Annotated in this window: 14 protein-coding genes; 8 read left to right on the top strand and 6 right to left on the bottom strand. The window is 71.6% G+C overall.

The window, feature by feature from the left end; all coding sequences use genetic code 11:
• Nucleotides 1–95 precede the first annotated feature (95 nt).
• The 5 genes from ACFYZE_RS29435 to ACFYZE_RS29415 all read right to left on the bottom strand — a co-directional run bounded on the left by ACFYZE_RS29435 (nucleotide 96) and on the right by ACFYZE_RS29415 (nucleotide 4,758).
• On the bottom strand, nucleotides 96–383 hold the full coding sequence (locus ACFYZE_RS29435; protein ID WP_389000442.1) for a hypothetical protein: 288 nt from the start codon (nucleotides 381–383) through the stop codon (nucleotides 96–98).
• 131 nt (nucleotides 384–514) lie between these two features.
• Nucleotides 515–970 carry a hypothetical protein gene (locus ACFYZE_RS29430; protein WP_389000439.1) on the bottom strand — a complete coding sequence of 152 codons (456 nt, stop codon included), beginning with the start codon at nucleotides 968–970 and terminating at the stop codon, nucleotides 515–517.
• A gap of 377 nt (nucleotides 971–1,347) precedes the next feature.
• Nucleotides 1,348–2,313 (bottom strand): DMT family transporter, encoded by a 966-nt coding sequence (locus tag ACFYZE_RS29425; protein WP_389000436.1) that lies wholly within the window; start codon nucleotides 2,311–2,313, stop codon nucleotides 1,348–1,350.
• A 119-nt stretch (nucleotides 2,314–2,432) separates the two neighbouring features.
• On the bottom strand, nucleotides 2,433–4,475 hold the full coding sequence (locus ACFYZE_RS29420) for an ABC transporter ATP-binding protein (RefSeq protein WP_389000433.1): 2,043 nt from the start codon (nucleotides 4,473–4,475) through the stop codon (nucleotides 2,433–2,435).
• Between the two features lie 148 nt (nucleotides 4,476–4,623).
• Complete coding sequence (locus ACFYZE_RS29415; protein ID WP_389000430.1) at nucleotides 4,624–4,758, bottom strand: hypothetical protein; 135 nt, start codon at nucleotides 4,756–4,758, stop codon at nucleotides 4,624–4,626.
• Nucleotides 4,759–5,102: 344 nt separating this feature from the next.
• Here ACFYZE_RS29415 and ACFYZE_RS29410 point away from each other — a divergent pair, with 344 nt between their 5' ends.
• The 8 genes from ACFYZE_RS29410 to ACFYZE_RS29375 all read left to right on the top strand — a co-directional run bounded on the left by ACFYZE_RS29410 (nucleotide 5,103) and on the right by ACFYZE_RS29375 (nucleotide 15,240).
• Entirely contained in the window at nucleotides 5,103–5,897 is a 795-nt protein-coding gene (locus tag ACFYZE_RS29410; protein ID WP_389000427.1) for a TIGR03084 family metal-binding protein, read from the top strand.
• Nucleotides 5,898–5,902: 5 nt separating this feature from the next.
• Nucleotides 5,903–7,594, top strand: a complete 1,692-nt coding sequence (locus tag ACFYZE_RS29405; RefSeq protein WP_389000454.1) for an acyclic terpene utilization AtuA family protein — start codon at nucleotides 5,903–5,905, stop codon at nucleotides 7,592–7,594.
• Complete coding sequence (locus ACFYZE_RS29400; RefSeq protein ID WP_389000424.1) at nucleotides 7,591–9,189, top strand: acyl-CoA carboxylase subunit beta; 1,599 nt, start codon at nucleotides 7,591–7,593, stop codon at nucleotides 9,187–9,189. Before ACFYZE_RS29405 ends, ACFYZE_RS29400 begins: the two co-directional genes overlap by 4 nt.
• Before the next feature lie 58 nt (nucleotides 9,190–9,247).
• A complete protein-coding gene (locus tag ACFYZE_RS29395; protein ID WP_389000421.1) occupies nucleotides 9,248–11,089 on the top strand; it encodes a biotin carboxylase N-terminal domain-containing protein in 1,842 nt (613 codons plus the stop codon).
• 95 nt (nucleotides 11,090–11,184) lie between these two features.
• Nucleotides 11,185–12,318: an acyl-CoA dehydrogenase family protein gene (locus tag ACFYZE_RS29390; RefSeq protein WP_389000418.1), complete on the top strand. Its 1,134-nt coding sequence runs from the start codon at nucleotides 11,185–11,187 to the stop codon at nucleotides 12,316–12,318.
• 29 nt (nucleotides 12,319–12,347) lie between these two features.
• Nucleotides 12,348–13,913: a 4-coumarate--CoA ligase family protein gene (locus ACFYZE_RS29385; protein WP_389000416.1), complete on the top strand. Its 1,566-nt coding sequence runs from the start codon at nucleotides 12,348–12,350 to the stop codon at nucleotides 13,911–13,913.
• Complete coding sequence (locus tag ACFYZE_RS29380) at nucleotides 13,910–14,647, top strand: enoyl-CoA hydratase family protein (protein WP_389000413.1); 738 nt, start codon at nucleotides 13,910–13,912, stop codon at nucleotides 14,645–14,647. Before ACFYZE_RS29385 ends, ACFYZE_RS29380 begins: the two co-directional genes overlap by 4 nt.
• Nucleotides 14,635–15,240 carry a TetR/AcrR family transcriptional regulator gene (locus ACFYZE_RS29375; RefSeq protein WP_389000410.1) on the top strand — a complete coding sequence of 202 codons (606 nt, stop codon included), beginning with the start codon at nucleotides 14,635–14,637 and terminating at the stop codon, nucleotides 15,238–15,240. Before ACFYZE_RS29380 ends, ACFYZE_RS29375 begins: the two co-directional genes overlap by 13 nt.
• Nucleotides 15,241–15,333: 93 nt before the next feature.
• Here ACFYZE_RS29375 and ACFYZE_RS29370 read toward each other — a convergent pair whose 3' ends face one another.
• Nucleotides 15,334–16,434: a citrate synthase 2 gene (locus ACFYZE_RS29370; RefSeq protein WP_389000407.1), complete on the bottom strand. Its 1,101-nt coding sequence runs from the start codon at nucleotides 16,432–16,434 to the stop codon at nucleotides 15,334–15,336.
• Nucleotides 16,435–16,832: the final 398 nt, after the last annotated feature.

The following is a 16,832-nucleotide window of genomic DNA, read 5'->3' as shown; positions in this document are numbered from 1 at the left end:
GAGACGACACTCGGGCCCTCAGCCTGCCCAACCTCAGCCCACGGCGCGAAAACGGTCCACCGACTCCGTCGGCGGACCGTCACGAAACTTCGAGGCTAATCGGCGAGAACGAGTTGTGCCCCGAGCCAGAGAAGCGCGCAGTGCAGCGGGACGCAGGCAGACCATCCTCGCGCCTGCCGCGGGCCGTAGCGGACCACTTGGACCCACCCGACGATCGTCAGCAGAGCTGCAAGGCCCCACAGCATCCACGCCACGACTAGCCACGGTGTCGAAAGATCTGTGAAGACCCGCATCAGGGCGACCGGAATCAAAACGATCAGGGGCATGCCCCAGGTTCCCTCGGTGACTTTGGGTTCGACGTCCTGGCCCTGGTCGTTTTCCATCGTCAGTCCCTTCGAGTGTCAATTCCCTTCGGGCCAAAAGCGCCGACACGGCGCCGAGGTCCACAGGCGTCGTGGCAACGCGGTGAAGCCCGTCCGGGCCGCCCGTACAGGCGGCCGGACGGGCAGGCGACTCAGTGGTTGAAGTGCCACCAGATGTCGTAGAGCGACAGACCGGGCGAGATCGCCTTGATGGCGTACTTGATGTACCACGGCCGGTCGTCGACCCACCGCTTGAAGTCGTCGTACTTGCCCGCCACAGCCCTGGCGAAGCCGCCGATCTTCTTGAGGGCGCGCATGATCTGGCCCCAGTTGGGGGCCTTCAAACCGACCATGCCATCGCCCGGCTTGGTCTCGGCCGGCTGCTTGAAGGCGGCCAGTTCCTCACTGCTGAAGTTCGCCATGAAGGCCTGGACCTCGGGGTCCTTGCTGTCCAGCAGGGCCTTCAGCGACTCCGCTGCCCCGACCTCCTGGGCGGACGCGGCTGCGGCCTTCGGCAACTCCTCGGCAGTGGCCATCGGAGCTGCGGCGGCAAGGCCGATGGCGGCCAGCACGCTCACGGCGGCAACGCGCATACGTATGGGTTTCACGTAGACTTCCCCTTGCAGTACCAAGGGGGAAGAGGGCGTGCGGGGACGCCGGTAGGCGTCCAAACTTAACGGCTCCCCCAAATGCTTCTCTTCCCCCGCATTTGCATCCGATCAGCAGTTGGTCAGACGCTGATCGGTCGAAAGTGCACTTTAGCAGCGAAGATCACTTCGGACATGGGCATACCGCGTGGTCATGATCACAAACCGCTGAGGGAACCTGTCCGCCGAAAACCCGTCCCTGTTCGCGGCGGACTCGCGACTTTCTGTTCTGCCGCGCGGAACCGAGGAATCCGAATCCCGAGGAAACCACGTCGGCCGCGACCACGGCCGAGGCGCTGCAAGCGTTCCGACGGCGGGAGTGGGAACCGCCCCGGCACCTACGCCTCCGGCTGCGCCACCTTCACCTTGCCCCGCCCCACCTGCGTCCGCACCGCCCCCATGCTCGCCGCGATGACCAGCGCGATCGCGACCGTCTGCGTCGCGGTCAGGGACTGGCCGAGGATCAGGAAGCCCGCCGTCGCCGCGAGGGCCGGTTCCAGGCTCATCAGGATCGCGAAGGTGGAGGCGGGCAGGCGGCGCAGGGCGAGGAGTTCCAGGGTGTAGGGCAGGACCGAGGAGAGCATCGCCACGGCCGCGCCGAGTCCGATCGTCACCGGTACCAGCAGCCTCGTGCCGGACTCGGCGATGCCCAGCGGCACGAACAGCACCGCCGCGACCGCCATCGCGAGCGCCAGGCCGTCGGCCTGCGGGAAGCGCCGTCCGGTACGGGCGCTGAAGACTATGTACGCCGCCCACATAGCGCCCGCCGACAGTGCGAAGGCGACGCCCGCCGGGTCCAGGTCGCCGAAGCCTCCGCCGCCCAGCAGGAACACGCCGGCCAGGGCGAGGGCCGCCCAGACCACGTTCACCGCGCGGCGTGAGGCGAGGACGGAGAGGGCGAGGGGGCCGAGGACCTCCAGGGTGACGGCGGGGCCGAGCGGGATGCGGGCGACGGCCTGGTAGAAGAGGCCGTTCATCGCGGCCATCGTGATGCCGAAGACGACGACCGTGCCCCAGTCGGCGCGCGAGTGCCCGCGCAGCCGGGGCCGGCAGACCAGGAGCAGCACGATCGCGGCCACCACCAGGCGCAGGGTGACGACCCCGAGCGCACCGGCCCGCGGCATGAGGCTCACCGCGAGCGCGCCACCGAACTGGACCGAGACGCCTCCGGCGAGCACCAGGCCGACGGGTCCGAGGGAACCCCGCAGCCGAGGGCCGCCGGGCGCCACGGGAGCGGTCGAGGCGGGCGTCGGGGCCGAAGAGGCGGCGGAGGCTGCGGAGGCTGCGGTGCTGGGCGTGTTCACGGGGCCTTCCAGGTGCTGGGCGGAGGTCGTGCAGCTTGGTGTACCTGGAAGTCCAGGGTAATGGACTTCGTCATGTGTGTGAAGCCGTTATGCGCCTGTACCCCGGCCGCGGAGCGGAGTCAGCCCCCGTGCCGGGGCCGCTCGTCACGGAAGAGCGGGCGGCCGTCCGGGAGTTGGTGCGGTACGGCTCCGGGAGCCTGGCCGGGGAACCCGTACGGGTCGGGCGTCGGCCGGCCGGCCTGCTGTCCCGCCGGGGCCCCGGCCACGTACTCCGCCGGAACCGGAACCGCTGCGGGCACCGGCGCCGGCTCCGGGAACAGCGGCAGCCGCAGCTCCGCCGTGTCCATGTTCACGTTGTTCTGCGAGCGGTGCAGCCGGGAGTACGCCCCGCCCCTCGCCAGCAGCTCCTCGTGGCGGCCCGTCTCGACTATGCGGCCCTGGTCGACGACGAGGATGCGGTCGGCGTCGGGCGCCAGGTTCAGATCGTGGGTGATCATGATCGTCGTACGGCCGGCCATCAGGCGCCGCAGCGGTTTGACGACCCGGCGCGCCGCCATCGCGTCCAGGCCGGTCGTCGGTTCGTCCAGCACGAGGACGGGCGCGTCACGCAGGATGGCACGCGCGATCGCGAGGCGCTGCAGCTGGCCGCCGGACAGCCGCGCCGAGTTGGGGTCGACCCTGGTGTCGTACCCCTCGGGCAGCCGCATGATGAATTCGTGCGCGTCCGCCGCCTGCGCCGCCTCGAAGAGCGCCTGCTCACTGGCGCCGGGACGCCCGCAGGCGATGTTCGCGCGGACCGTGTCGTGCAGGACGAGAGTCTCCTGCGGCAGCAGCGTGACGTACTCGCGCAGTCGTGCCAGCGGGAAGTCGCCGATCGGCGTACCGTCGAGGAACACCGCGCCGGAGTCGGGGTCGTAGAAGCGCAGCAGCATCTTCGAGACCGTGGACTTGCCGGCGCCGCTCGGTCCGGTGATGATCACCAGTTCGCCGGGGCGCACGGAGAACGAGAGTCCCTCCAACGCCATCCGGTCCGCCCCCGGATAGCGGAAGTACACGTCCCGCACCTCCACCGACCCGTCGGGCCGCCCCACCGGCGCCCGGTCCGAAGGCGCCGGATCACTCACCGCCGGCCGTACGTCCAGGATCTCGATCAGCCGCTCGGCACCGGCCGTGGCCGCCGTCACGGTCAGCCCGAGCTGCGCGAGGCCCCGCACGGGCGGGTAGAGGTAGCCGAGGAAGGCCGCGAACGCGAGCAGCTGGCCGAGTGTCATCCGCCCCGCGGAGATCTCCCAGGCCCCGAGCCCGATCACCGCGAGCACGCACACCGTCTCGATGACCTGCACGAGCTGTTCGTACAGCTCGCCCAGCCGGGCGGAGCGCACCGACGCCCGGAACCACGCGTTCGCCTCCTGCCCGAGCCGTCGCCGCTCGGCGGCCCGGCGGTCGTAGGCCTGGGTGAGCACGATGTTGCCCAGCGACTCCTCCACCACGGAGGTGATCGCGCCGTCCGCGACCCGGCCCTCGCGGGAGACGGTCTTGATGCTTGCGGAGAAGCGCCGGGCGGCCAGCCAGAACAGCGGCGCCAGCACGAAGGTGGCCGCCGCGAGGTCCCAGCGCAGCCAGAACGCGGCGGCCGCGTAGAAGACGGCACTGAAAGCGGCCGAGGCGGCTCCGACCAGCCCGGACACCACCATCGTCTCGATCGCCTCGACGTCGCCGGTCAGCCGGGACAGCAGGTCGCCGTGCCGGTGGCGTTGGAAGAAGTGCGGCGGCAACTGCTGGACGTGGTCGAAGACGTGCTCGCGCAGCCGCATCACGAAACGCTCGGTGATCCAGGTGGCCAGGGAGTTGCCCGCGTACCCGATGGCCGCGCAGAGCACGGCGATGCCGAGCCACTCGGCGGCCGGCGCCCAGAACGCGCCCAGCGAGCCCTTCTGCAGTGCGTGGTCGGTGAGTTCGCTGAAGAGCAGGATGGCGGCGGTCTCGGCGAGCGCGGCGAGCACCGTGCACCCCCAGACGATCGCCAGTCGGCCCCGCAGCCCCCTGGTCATGGGCCAGAAGCGCCGGAAGGCGGTGCGGGCGGGGATCGTGGGGGTGTCGTCGTCCTCGCGGTCCGCGTACTCGTCCTCGTACTCGTCCTGGTGCTGATCAGTCCCGGTCATGCTCAGAGGCTCTGTCACGGGGATTGGCCGGCCCTTTGAGTGATCTCGGCGCAGGCTGTGAAATGCCGTCGCGATCGGCCGGGAAAAGCAGCGAAGAGGGCCGACGGTGCACCCGTCGGCCCTCTTCATGGTTGCCGGATTACCGGATTCAGCGGTCGTGGCCGGGCAGCGGCTTGGGCAGCGGCTTCGGCTGGTGCTTCTTCTTCGGCTTCGGCTTCGGCGGGGGCGGGAGCTGCTTGGCCTTGGGCTTCGGGGGCAGCGGGGCAAGCTTCTTGAAGCTCATTTCCGTCTCCTTGAGGGTTTCTCGATATTGCCGTGCAGTGGTGCGAGAATTCTCGGCCGGCGGGGCGGGAATTCCGGATCGCTTGTCCCGGGGATTCCTTCGCCGCCCGACACGAAAAAACCTACACGGCCCGGGACCACAAAACGGCAAGGATGTGCAAACGGGGGCTGTGAATACCTTGGGAATTGCTGGCAGTCGGTCGCGGAACCTGAGTGTTGCTTGTCCCCGGCGTCCCTGTCTGTGAGCCCCCTGAGCGTGAGCGATCCATGCAAGCACGCTTGCTTGTTTCTCCGGTCGCTGCCATGCTCCCCACGCACACCGTCGTGCCCCGAGGGGAGCGCATCGTGTCCGACGCATCGTCAGTGATCGACGACCTGGGCCGGGAGAGCGAGGAACTCGACCGACTGGTGGCCGAGTTGGGCGAGGACGCCTGGGCTCTTGACACCCCCGCCGAGGGCTGGACCATCGCCCACCAGATCGCGCACCTCGCCTGGACCGACCGCGCCGCCCTGCTGGCCGTCACGGACGCGGAGGCCTTCGCGGCAGAGGTCGAGAAGGCCCTCGCGTCGCCCGGCACCTGGGTCGACGAGGCCGCACGCGAGGAAGCCGGGCGCCCGTCCGCCGAACTGCTCGCCCGATGGCGCGAGGGCCGCGCCGCGCTCGACCGGGCCCTGCGCCAGGCACCGCCCGGCGCCCGTTTCCCCTGGTACGGGCCGCCCATGTCGACCGCCTCGATGGCCACCGCCCGTCTGATGGAGACCTGGGCCCACGGCCTGGACGTGGGGGATGCGCTCGGTGTGGCACCCGCGCCCACGGCCCGGCTCCGGCACATCGCCCGGCTCGGATTCCGCACCCGCGACTTCTCCTACGCGGTCCACGGACTGCCCGCGCCCGCCGACCCGTTCCGCGTCGAACTCCTCGCCCTGTCGGGCGACGTGTGGACGTACGGCCCCGAAGACGCCCCGCAGCGCGTCACCGGACCCGCCCTCGACTTCTGCCTCCTGGTCACCCAACGCGCCCACCGTGGCGACCTCGCCCTGCGCGCCGAGGGCCCGGACGCCGACCACTGGCTGGACATCGCACAGGCCTTCGCGGGCCCACCGGGCAGCGGACGCCCGCCGAAGGGAGCCGCCCGGTGACGACCCTGCGTCCCCTGCGCATAGGCAACGCCTCCGGCTTCTACGGCGACCGCTTCGACGCCCTGCGCGAGATGCTCACCGGCGGCCCCCTCGACGTCGTCACCGGCGACTACCTCGCCGAGCTGACCATGCTCATCCTCGGCCGCGACCGCTTGAAGAACCCCGGCGGAGGCTACGCGCGCACGTTCCTCGGCCAGTTGGAGGAGTGCCTCGGCCTCGCCCACGAGCGGGGCGTGCGGATCGTGGCCAACGCGGGTGGGCTCAATCCGGCCGGACTCGCCGACGAGGTACGGGAGTTGGCGGGACGCCTCGGGATCCCCGTCCGGGTGGCGCACGTCGAGGGCGACGACCTCACCGCGTCCAACCCCGGCGCCCTCACCGCCCACGCCTACCTCGGTGGGCACGGGATCGCCGTGTGTCTGCGCGAGGGCGCCGATGTCGTGGTGACCGGGCGCGTGACGGACGCGGCGCTGGTCACCGGGCCGGCCGCCGCCCACTTCGGGTGGGGGCCCGAGGAGTACGACCGGCTGGCGGGAGCGGTGGTCGCCGGGCACGTCCTGGAGTGCGGGGCACAGGCCACCGGCGGCAACTACGCCTTCTTCACCGAGCATCCGCCCGAGCGGCTGCACCGGCCCGGCTTCCCGCTCGCCGAACTGCACGAGGACGGCAGCAGCGTCATCACCAAGCACGACGGCACCGGCGGTGTGGTGGACGTCGGCACGGTCACCGCGCAACTGCTGTACGAGACGGCGGGTGCCCGGTACGCGGGACCCGACGTCACCGCCCGGCTGGACACCGTCAGGCTCACCCAGGAGGGACCCGACCGGGTGCGGATCGAGGGCGTGCGCGGGGAGGCACCGCCGCCCGCCCTGAAGGTCGGCCTCAGCAGGCTCGGCGGCTTCCGCAACGAGGTCACCTTCGTGCTGACCGGGCTCGACATCGAGGCCAAGGCCGCGCTGGTCCGAGCCCAGATGGAGGCGGCCCTGGACGCCGCGAAGTCCCGGCCGAGCGAGGTCCGCTGGGAACTCGCTCGCACCGATCACCCCGACGCCCCCACCGAGGAGACCGCGAGCGCCCTGCTGCGGCTCGTCGTGCGCGACCCGGGCCAGGAGGCGGTGGGCCGGGCGCTCACCGGCGCCGCCGTCGAACTGGCGCTCGCCAGCTACCCCGGCTTCCATGTGGTCGCCCCACCGGGGAGGGGTGAACCGTATGGGGTCTTCGAGGCGGCCACCGTCGACCGTGGTGCCGTAGACCATGTGGCGGTCCTCCACGACGGCCGCCGCATCCCCGTGCCGCCGGCCCAGACCACCCGCGTACTCGACGACGTACCGGAAGCGCCTCTGCCCGGGCCGCTGCCCCCGGGACCCACCCGTCGCGCACCCCTCGGTCTCGTCGCCGGCGCCCGCAGCGGCGACAAGGGCGGCAGCGCCAACGTCGGCGTCTGGGTCCGCACCGACGAGGCCTGGCGCTGGCTCGCCCACACCCTCACCGTCGACCGCTTCCGCGCACTGCTCCCGGAGACGGCCGGCCTGCCCGTCCAACGCCACGTCCTGCCCGACCTGCGCGCCCTGAACTTCGTCGTCGAGGGCGTCCTCGGCGAGGGCGTCGCCGCGCGGCACCGGTTCGACCCGCAGGCCAAGGGCCTCGGCGAATGGCTGCGCGCCCGCCACCTGGAGATACCGGAGGGCCTGCTTTGACCGTCCTGTCGTCGGCGCTGGACCCCCGCAGCCCCGACCACCTCGCCCACCGCGACGCCATGCTCGCCAAGCTCGCCGATTTGGACGCCGAGCACGCCAAGGCCCTCGCGGGCGGCGGCGAGAAGTACGTCGCCCGCCACCGCGCACGCGGCAAGCTGCTCGCCCGCGAGCGCATCGAACTCCTCCTCGACCCCGACACACCCTTCCTGGAGCTGTCCCCTCTGGCCGCCTGGGGCAGCGACTACACGGTCGGCGCCTCCCTCGTCACCGGCATCGGGGTGGTGGCGGGCGTCGAATGCCTGATCACCGCCAACGACCCCACCGTGCGGGGCGGCGCCAGCAACCCCTGGAGCCTGAAGAAGGCCCTGCGCGCCAACGACATCGCGCTCGCCAACCGGCTGCCGTGCATCAGCCTCGTGGAGTCCGGGGGCGCCGACCTGCCGTCCCAGAAGGAGATCTTCATCCCCGGAGGCGCCATCTTCCGGGACCTGACCCGCCTGTCCGCCGCCGGCATCCCGACCCTCGCGGTCGTCTTCGGCAACTCCACGGCCGGAGGCGCGTACATCCCCGGCATGTCCGACCACGTGATCATGGTCAAGGAGCGCGCCAAGGTGTTCCTCGGCGGGCCACCGCTGGTGAAGATGGCCACCGGCGAGGAGAGCGACGACGAGTCCCTGGGCGGCGCCGAGATGCACGCGCGCGTGTCGGGCCTCGCCGACTACTACGCGGTCGACGAGCAGGACGCGATCCGGCAGGCCCGGCGCGTGGTCGCCCGCCTCAACCACCGCAAGGCGTACGCCGATCCGGGACCGGCGGAGCCACCCAAGTACGACGCGGAGGAACTCCTCGGGATCGTGCCCGGTGACCTGAAGGTGCCCTTCGACCCGCGGGAGGTCATCGCCCGCATCGTCGACGGCTCCGACTTCGACGAGTTCAAACCGCTGTACGGGACCAGCCTGTGCACCGGGTGGGCCGCCCTGCACGGCTACCCGGTCGGCATCCTCGCGAACGCCCAAGGGGTGCTGTTCAGCGCGGAGTCCCAGAAGGCGGCCCAGTTCATCCAGCTCGCCAACCAGCGTGACATCCCGCTCCTCTTCCTGCACAACACCACCGGCTACATGGTCGGCAAGGAGTACGAGCAGGGCGGCATCATCAAGCACGGCGCGATGATGATCAACGCCGTCAGCAACTCGAAGGTGCCGCACCTGTCGGTCCTGATGGGCGCCTCGTACGGGGCCGGGCACTACGGCATGTGCGGACGGGCCTACGACCCGCGCTTCCTGTTCGCCTGGCCGAGCGCCAAGTCGGCGGTCATGGGTCCCCAGCAGCTCGCGGGCGTCCTGTCGATCGTCGCCCGGCAGTCGGCGGCGGCCAAGGGGCAGCCGTACGACGAGGACGCCGACGCCGCCCTGCGCGCCATGGTGGAACAGCAGATCGAGTCCGAGTCCCTGCCGATGTTCCTGTCCGGGCGGCTGTACGACGACGGCGTCATCGACCCGCGCGACACCCGCACCGTCCTCGGCCTGTGCCTGTCCGCGATCCACACCGCGCCCTACCAGGGCGCGCGCGGCGGGTTCGGCGTCTTCCGGATGTGAGGCCCTGATGCCCCCTATGTCCCCTATGCCCCCGGTGTCCCCGACGCTTTCGGCGCCCGTGATCACTTCCGTTCTGGTGGCCAACCGCGGCGAGATCGCCTGCCGTATCGCCCGCACCTGCCGTGACCTGGGCATTCGCACCGTCGCCGTGCACTCGGACGCCGACGAGGACGCGCTCCACGCGCGCGTGTCCGACGCGGCCGTACGCCTCCCCGGCGCGGCACCCGCCGACACCTATCTGCGCGGCGACCTGATCGTCAAGGCCGCCCTCGCGTCCGGCGCGGACGCCGTGCACCCGGGCTACGGCTTCCTGTCCGAGAACGCCGACTTCGCGCGCGCCGTGCGCGACGCCGGCCTGGTGTGGATCGGGCCGCCCCCGGAGGCGATCGAGGCGATGGCGTCCAAGACACGCGCGAAGAAGCTGATGGGCCTGGAACCGCTCACCTCCGTGACGGAGGCCGACCTCCCGGTCCTGGTGAAGGCGGCGGCGGGCGGCGGCGGACGCGGCATGCGGATCGTACGGCGACTGGCCGACCTGGACGCCGAACTGACGGCCGCCCGTGCGGAGGCACGCGGCGCCTTCGGTGACGACGAGGTGTTCATCGAGCCGTACGTCGAGGGCGGACGCCACGTCGAGGTGCAGATCCTCGCCGACACCCATGGCACGGTGTGGGTGCTCGGCACCCGGGACTGCTCCCTCCAGCGCCGCCACCAGAAGGTGATCGAGGAGGCCCCCGCACCAGGGCTGGCCCCCGAACTCGAGGAATCCCTGCGCTCGATGGCCGTACGGGCCGCCCGTGCCGTCGACTACGTGGGCGCGGGCACGGTCGAGTTCCTGGTCGCGGGGGACAGGGCGCACTTCCTGGAGATGAACACCCGCCTCCAGGTGGAACACCCGGTCACCGAGGCGGTGTTCGGGATCGACCTGGTGGCCCTGCAGATCCGGGTGGCGGAGGGCGCGGCACTGGACGACGAGCCGCCACGCGCGCGTGGGCACGCGATCGAGGCCCGCCTCTACGCCGAGGACCCCTCCCGGGACTGGGCCCCGCAGACCGGCACCCTGCACCGACTCGCCGTACCGGGCGTACGCCTGGACACGGGATACACGGACGGCGACACCATCGGCGTCCACTACGACCCCATGCTCGCCAAGGCCGTCGCCCACGCCCCCACCCGGGCGGAGGCGATCCGGAAGCTGGCGGGGGCCCTGGAGCGTGCCGAGATCCACGGCCCGGTGACGAACCGCGACCTTCTGGTCCGCTCCCTGCGCCACGAGGAGTTCACGGCGGCCCGGATGGACACCGGCTTCTACGACCGCCACCTCGCCGTCCTCGCCGAGTCCGCCCCCGACCCGTACGCCCCCCTGGCCGCCGCCCTCGCGGACGCCCACGGCCGTTCACGGTTCGGCGGCTGGCGGAACCTGCCGTCGCAGCCGCAGACCAAGCGGTACCTCATGGCGGGCGAGGAGCACGAGGTCCACTACCGGCACACGCGCGGGGGCCTGGAGGCCGACGGGGTGCGCGTGGTGCACACGGACGCGCACCTGGTGATCCTCGAAGTGGACGGCGTGCGACGGAAGTTCCAGGTGGCCCGGCACGGCGACGACGTGTACGCCGGCTCGACGGCCCTGACGGCCCTGCCCCGCTTCCGCGAACCCACGGCCGCCCACGCCCCGGGTTCCCTGCTGGCCCCGATGCCCGGCACGGTCGTACGGGTCGCGGAGGGCCTGACGGCCGGGGCGGCGGTACAGGCCGGGCAGCCCCTGCTGTGGCTCGAGGCGATGAAGATGGAACACAAGATCACGGCCCCGGCCACGGGGACGGTCACGGCACTCCACGCCAGTCCCGGCCAGCAGGTGGAGGTCGGCGCATTGCTGGCAGTGGTGCAAACCGCCGAGTAGGGACGCGCCCCCATAGGGGCGCGGGGCTGTATCGACATGCGGCTACCGCCGCGTGAGCGCGAGCAACCACAACGGACCCGCACCGGGAGACGCCAATGAGCCCCCTTATCGAATCCGACGAACAAAAGGCCCTCCGCTCGGCCGTCGCGGCCCTGGGCGACCGGCACGGCCGCAGCCACGACCCCGTGGAACTCTGGTCGGAAGCCGCCAAGCTCGGCTACCTCGGCGTCAACCTCCCCGAGGAGTACGGAGGCGGAGGCGGCGGAATCGCAGAACTCTCCATCGTCCTCGAGGAGCTGGGCGCAGCCGGTTGCCCCCTGCTCATGCTGGTCGTCTCACCGGCCATCTGCGGCACGGTGATATCCCGCTTCGGCACCGAGGAACAGAAACAGACCTGGCTCCCCGCAATCGCCGAAGGCACCCGCATCATGGCCTTCGGCATCACCGAACCCGACGCCGGCTCCAACTCCCACCGCATCACCACCACCGCCCGCCGCGACGGCGACGACTGGATCCTCAGCGGCCGCAAGGTGTTCATCTCCGGCGTCGACATCGCGGACGCGACCCTCATCGTCGGCCGCACCGAGGACGCGCGCACCGGCAAGCTCAAGCCCTGCCTGTTCATCGTCCCCCGCGACACGCCCGGCTTCGAGCGGCGGCAGATCGACATGGAACTCACCGGCCGGGAGAAGCAGTTCGAGCTGACCCTGGACGACGTACGGCTCCCCGCCGAAGCCCTCGTCGGCGACGAGGACGCCGGGCTCCTCCAGCTCTTCGCCGGTCTCAACCCCGAACGCATCATGACGGCGGCCTTCGCGATCGGCCTCGGCCGCTACGCCGTCTCCCGTGCGGTGCAGTACGCGCGCGACCGTACCGTCTGGCAGCAGCCCATCGGCGCCCACCAGGCGATCGCGCACCCCCTGGCGCAGGCACACATCGACCTCGAGCTGGCCCGCCTGATGATGCAGAAAGCCGCCCACCTCTACGACTCCGGGGACGACATGGCCGCCGGTGAGGCCGCCAACATGGCCAAGTACGCGGCCGGGGAAGCCTGTGTGAAGGCCGTCGACCAGGCCGTACACACCCTCGGCGGCAACGGCCTCACCCGGGAGTTCGGGCTCGCCTCCCTCATCACGGTCGCGCGCGTGTCTCGTATCGCACCGGTGAGCCGGGAGATGATTCTCAACTACGTCTCCCACCAGACCCTGGGCCTGCCCAAGTCGTACTGACAACCGGCGCGCCGGCGCGAGGAGGAACAGTGTTCCGCAGCGAGTACGCAGACGTCCCGCCCGTCGAACTCCCCATCCACGACGCCGTGCTGGGCCGGGCCGCCGAGTTCGGCGAGCTGCCCGCCCTGATCGACGGCACGGACGGCACCACCCTCACCTACGAACAACTGGACCGTTTCCACCGGCGGATCGCGGCCGCGCTCGCCGAGGCGGGTGTCCGCAAGGGCGACGTGCTCGCGCTGCACAGCCCGAACACGATCGCCTTCCCCCTCGCCTTCTACGCGGCCACGCGCGCCGGTGCCTCCGTCACCACCGTGCACCCGCAGGCCACGGCCGAGGAGTTCGCCAAGCAGCTGCGGGACTCCGCGGCCCGCTGGATCATCACCGTCTCACCGCTCCTTCAGACCGCCCGCCGCGCCGCCGAACTCTCCGGCGGCGTCCAGGAGATCCTCCTCTGCGACAGCGCGCCCGGCCACCGGTCGCTGATCGACATGCTGGCCTCCACCGCGCCGGAGCCCCAGGTCGTCATCGACCCGGTGCAGGACATCGCCGCGCTCCCGTACTCCTCCGGGACGACCGGCATCCCCAAGGGCGTCATGCTCACCCACCGCCAGATCGCCACCAACCTCGCCCAGATCCGGCCCCTCATCGGCACGGGACCCGGCGAGCGCATCCTCGCCGTGCTGCCGTTCTTCCACATCTACGGGATGACGGCCCTCATGAACGCGCCCCTGCGGCAGGGCGCCACCGTCGTCGTGCTGCCCCGCTTCGACCTGGACGCCTTCCTCGCGGCCATCCAGAACCACCGCATCACCGGCCTGTACGTGGCCCCACCGATCGTGCTCGCCCTCGCCAAGCACCCGGTCGTCGCCCAGTACGACCTGTCGTCCCTGAAGTACGTCATCAGCGCCGCGGCACCCCTGGACGCCGAGCTCGCCGTGGCCTGCGCCCAGCGCCTCGGCCTGCCGCCCATCGGCCAGGGATACGGCATGACGGAACTGTCCCCGTGCACCCACGTCGTCCCCCTCGACGCCCGCGACGCGCCCCCCGGCACCGTCGGCAAACTGGTCGCCGGAACCGAGATGCGCATCCTGTCCCTCGACGACCCCGACAAGGACCTCGGCGTCGGCCAGGCCGGCGAGATCGCCATCCGCGGCCCCCAGGTGATGAAGGGCTACCTGGGGCGGCCCGAGGCCACCGACGCGATGATCGACCGCGACGGCTGGCTGCACACCGGGGACGTCGGATACGTCGACGCGGACGGCTGGCTGTTCGTCGTCGACCGCGTGAAGGAACTCATCAAGTACAAGGGCTTCCAGGTGGCCCCCGCCGAACTCGAAGCCCTCCTCCTCACCCACCCCGGGATCGCCGACGCCGCCGTCATCGGCGTCTACAACGACGACCACAACGAGGTCCCCCACGCCTTCGTCGTCCGCAGGCCGGGCGCCGACGAGCTCTCCGAGGGCGAGGTCATGATGTACGTCGCCGAACGCGTAGCCCCCTACAAGCGCGTCCGGAACGTCACCTTCATCGACGGCGTGCCCCGCGCCGCCTCGGGGAAGATCCTCCGCCGGCAGCTCAGGGAGCGCATATGACCGACCTCGTCGGCACCGCCCACGACCGCGGCATCACCACGCTCACCCTGGACTCGCCCGCCAACCGCAACGCCCTGTCGGCCGCACTCGTCGGCGGCCTGGCCGACGCGCTCACCGCCTGCGGCAAGAACCGCGACGTCCGCGCCGTCGTCCTCACCCACACCGGCACCACCTTCTGCGCGGGCGCCGACCTGCGCGACCCCCCGCCACCGGACGCCCTCGTCGGGCTGCTGCGGCAGATCATCGAGCTCCCCAGGCCGGTCGTCGCCCGGGTCACCGGGCACGTACGGGCGGGCGGCCTCGGTCTGCTCGGCGCCTGCGACATCGCCGCCGCCTCCACCGCGGCGACCTTCGCCTTCACCGAGGTGCGCATCGGGGTCGCCCCCGCCGTGATCTCCCTGCCCCTGCTGCCCCGCACCGACCCCCGCGCCCTCGCCCGCCACTACCTCACCGGCGAACGCTTCGGCGCCCCCGAAGCGGTACGCACCGGCCTGCTCACCGCCACCGGCGACGACGTCGACCAAGTGCTCGAACCCATCCTCGACGGACTGCGGCGGGCCGCACCCCAGGCCCTGGCGGAGACCAAGCGACTCCTCACCGCTACTGTGCTGCAGACCTTCGACCGGGAGGCGGCCGACCTGACCGCGCTCTCGGCCCGGCTGTTCTCCTCCCCGCAGGCCCGCGAGGGAATGACGGCCTTCCTGGAACGACGGGACCCCTCATGGGTGGTGTGAACACAGTCGAACGCGAGCGCGTCCCCAAACAGGACCGCAGCCGGGCCACCCGGCAACGGCTCCTCCAGGCCGCCGTGGCCTGCCTCGCCGACCACGGCTGGGCCGGCTCCACTGTCCTGGTCGTCGCCGAACGCGCCGGCGTCTCGAGGGGCGCTGCCCAGCACCACTTCCCGACCCGGGAGGACCTGTTCACGGCGGCCGTCGAATATGTCGCCGAGGAGCGCTCCACCGCGCTGAGGGCCCTGTTCCCGCACGGGGCCGCCGACCGGCGCGCGGTGGTCGCGGCCCTCGTCGACCTCTACACCGGGCCGCTGTTCCGGGCGGCCCTGCACCTGTGGGTCGCCGCCTCCAACGAGGAGCAGCTGCGCCCCCGCGTGACCGAGCTGGAGGCCCGCGTGGGCCGCGAGACCCACCGCATCGCCGTCGAGCTGCTCGGCGCCGACGAGACGAGGCCGGGCGTCCGCGAAACGGTCCAGGGCCTGCTGGACATGGCCCGCGGCCTGGGCCTCGCGAACCTCCTCACCGACGACGCCGCCCGCCGCGAACGAGTGGTGACGCAGTGGGCGGCACTGCTGGAGCAGGCACTGGGCTGAGGACAGCACAGGCGGCCCCGCCGACAGCCCAGGCCGCCCCGCCGTCGGCGCAGGCCGCCCCGCCGCCGGTGGAGGGCCCGGGGCGGCCCGCCGTCAGTGCGCGATGTCCGCGTACCCCTCGATCTCCTGCGGGCTGCGCGACCCCGGACCCACATAGCGGGCCGACGGACGCACCAGGCGGCCCGTGCGCTTCTGCTCCAGGATGTGCGCCGACCAGCCGGCCGTACGGGCACACGTGAACATCGACGTGAACATGTGCGCCGGTACCTCGGCGAAGTCCAGCACGATCGCCGCCCAGAACTCCACGTTCGTGGCGAGCACACGGTCGGGACGGCGGTTGTGCAGCTCCTCCAGAGCCGCCTTCTCCAACGCCTCCGCGATCTCGAAACGCGGCGCACCCAGCTCCCGGGCGGTACGGCGCAGCACGCGCGCCCGCGGGTCCTCGGCCCGGTACACCCGGTGACCGAAGCCCATCAGCCGCTCACCCCGGTCCAGCGCCCCCTTGACATAGGCCTCCGCGTCACCGGTGCGCTCGATCTCCTCGATCATGCCGAGCACCCGGGAGGGCGCACCGCCGTGCAGCGGCCCCGACATGGCGCCCACGGCACCCGACAGCGCCGCGGCCACGTCCGCGCCCGTGGAGGCGATCACCCGCGCGGTGAACGTGGACGCGTTCATGCCGTGCTCGGCTGCCGACGTCCAGTAGGCGTCGACGGCCGCGACGTGCTTCGGGTCCGGCTCGCCCCGCCAGCGGATCATGAACCGCTCCACGACGGACCGCGCCTTGTCGATCTCCCGCTGCGGCACCATCGGCAGCCCCTGACCGCGCGCCGACTGGGCGACGTACGACAGCGCCATGACGGCGGCCCGGGCCAGGTCGTCGCGGGCCTGCTCCACGTCGATGTCCAGCAGCGGTTTCAGGCCCCACACCGGGGCGAGCATGGCCAGCGCGGACTGCACGTCCACACGGATGTCGCCGGAGTGCACCGGGATCGGGAACGGCTCGGCGGGCGGCAGTCCGGGGTTGAAGGCGCCGTCCACGAGCAGCCCCCACACGTTCCCGAACGAGACATGGCCGACCAGGTCCTCGATGTCGACGCCCCGGTACCGCAGGGCACCGCCCTCCTTGTCCGGCTCGGCGATCTCCGTCTCGAACGCGACGACTCCCTCGAGCCCGGGTACGAAATCGGACATCAGGCGGCTCCTCGTGATGTGTACGGCGGAAAGGGGGGCGCCGCCCCGGCTCCACGGTCTGTAGCGGTCGTTCTCGAAAACTCGCGGTCCGAAACGGTCACCCGGGTTGATGCCCCGATCGGTCGGCGGTCACCCAACCCGAACGGCATCTGCACGATATCCCCGAGTGCCACCTTTGGGGAGACCAAGCGGCACTCAGTGCCACACAGTGATGAACCCCACCCGCACCGTGCCCACTGTCCACAAGCCGCCGAAGGCCCCCGGGCGCGTACGGCAAGATGACGACGTGACCGACCGCCACCCGGACGAACCCGCAGCCCAGCCCCCCGTGCACCCCGCCGCCAAATCCACCACGGACCCGGTTATCGAACCCATCGTCGAACGCGCGGCCGAAGGCC

This window comes from Streptomyces sp. NPDC001796, assembly GCF_042892355.1.
GTDB lineage: Bacteria > Actinomycetota > Actinomycetes > Streptomycetales > Streptomycetaceae > Streptomyces.
Note: the sequence above shows the minus strand (reverse complement) of the source record. Positions and strands in the feature narration are given on the sequence as shown.